The sequence below is a fragment of the Lishizhenia sp. genome, assembly GCF_033720595.1.
Lineage (GTDB): Bacteria > Bacteroidota > Bacteroidia > Flavobacteriales_D > Crocinitomicaceae > Lishizhenia.
In genome coordinates, this window is the sequence record NZ_JAWWCF010000295.1 from 1 (window position 1) to 2204 (window position 2204).

General features: G+C 39.7%; 1 pseudogene. It reads right to left on the reverse strand.

Features of this window, described 5'->3' with window-relative positions:
- Positions 1–1718, reverse strand: a pseudogene (locus tag R3333_RS14195) (hypothetical protein); the annotation flags it as partial.
- Between the last annotated feature and the right edge of the window lie 486 nt (positions 1719–2204).

Genomic DNA, 2204 nt, shown 5'->3' on the forward strand with positions numbered 1-2204 from the left:
AAAAGTGTATCATTTGGTAAAACTGGAGGTTCTATAACATAGATAGAAACGACAGTATCGTGTGTACACCCAAAATCATCTGTAGCTTCATACGTATAGCCTGTGTAACCATATTGTGTTGGTAGTACCCAAATAGATGTATCGGGATTCATACTTAATATTGTGGAAGATGGCTGCCAACCTTCACTTACTACACTATTGGTGAAAGTTGGGGCATTAGGGTCTAAGGTTTTGTCAAAAGAAATTCTCCAACTTGTAACATATCCATCGTTAGCTCCCGTTTGAATGTTATCTCTAACGATGAGTTTCCAAGTTCCATCGATCGGACACCCTGCCAATGCTCCAAAACTTTCCTCAGGTTGGTAGGTGTCTTCATCCATCGTCAGTATAGTTGAGTTACTTGGAGCCGTAACAAGGTTACCCGTTTCATTCGGGAAAGTTCCCAAAGCTGCATTCATGTCAAAACAATATCTCCAAGTCGTCCCCTGAACACCGGCAACGGTAGAGGGATCTCCCAAAGCAATTCCGTTAGATAAATATCCTCCGGGTACAAGTCCACCCGAGGCATTACTTGCATTAACCAATGTTAGTTGAGTTCCGTTCGGACATTCTACAACAATTTCAAGGTTGGATAAGTCCGTATGCTCTATATCTAAACAAATCTCATCTATACTCGTGGCATCCACGATAGTGGCACCGTTAAAAGAAGATACTACATTGTCGGCAACATAGTTATTTCCATCGCCATCAGGAATGAGTTGATTTTGTACTTTTTCAAAAAAGGTATTCGTTTCAAAAATACCGTCGGGGTATGTAACAGGCCCGGTACTTATTAAAGCAGAGTCACCTAAACAGATACTATCGTCAATAATGGCTGTAGGAGCAAAAACAGGCACAGTTCCAACGCGTATACTTCCATAATTTTTAATGGATTGTGGGTAGCTGTCTTTGATTTCAAGGTTGATGTAAAATCCACCAACGCCTGGGGGTACAAACCAAACACTGTCATTGTCTTCCAATACCGTTCCATCACTGAGCGTCCAAATGTACTCTACGTTTTCTGGAGTTTGACTGTAACCAAAACCATTGTTTTCTAAGGAATACGGGAAGTTAGGGTTTGCTATAAAAAGAATAGAGTCGTAAACACAAATGTCCATGAAAGTGCCGGTGGTAGAATCAAAAACATCAGGCATTAACCCATTGACGTAAGCTTCCACTGTAGCGTCAAAGGGTTGTGCTGGTGTGGTACAGGCTATATTTCCTTCCCATCCAGTTCCTTCATTTGCGGCATCTGAGCTAAAAAGTAGCGTTAAACATCCACTTGGATTGGCTCCGAAGCTAGCGGTTATACTAAAACCTGTTCCAATATTCGTGTTGTTGTAAGCACCTATTAATGGTGCATTGGCATCTGGCCCATCAAAAATATAAAGGGTATCACTTGGGTCAATATCAAATGGAAATCCATAGGCAGACCCCATTCTTAGCGACACTTTGGTTCCATTAATAAGATCCGGACAAATCGTAACCGTGTCCTGTTCATTGGCAGAATAACCGGCACCCTGGTTTCCAGAATCAATAAAATTAGAACTGGCTTGATTTCCAAAAAGCAAACAGTTCAAGGTTTGGTCATCATCAGCTACCTGTAAAAATTGTCCCCAGGATGTTAGGGAGAAGGTCAACAAGCAGCAAGCTGAGATCAACAGTGTTAGTAATTTCATATACAGTAAGTTTCATTAAGGGGATAGTTGTAAAGATATGATGTAGATTCCCTTATAAAATATACGTATAAAGTCCGCTTTTAGTTTGTTGCACCAAAAGCTTTATATGACCGAAAAAATAATCAATGTTTAGTAATAATTTGTTTTCAATTTCTTATTTGTCGTATTCATTGCGTAAACGGTATTAAAAACGTAAAATAAGACTTTTAATTCTTATGGGAAAAGAATTCTTGTTTTGCTCCATTTCTCTAGGTTGAACGAAGCGAAGCTCTAAAGCTTTTAGCGTGATATTATCAAGTCAACCGCGCTTATTAGAATTCCTTTCCTCGCAGGCATTTTTTATTGTACTATATATAAGGTATAAAATGAATGTAGAATTTAGAGTTAACAATGAGCAATTAGGGTGGGGGTAAGAAGTTAGGTTTGGCTGTTCACCGGGCTATCCGTTTTACTCCGTTGTTGTTTGGCTAGTGGTCTGCGGTCAAG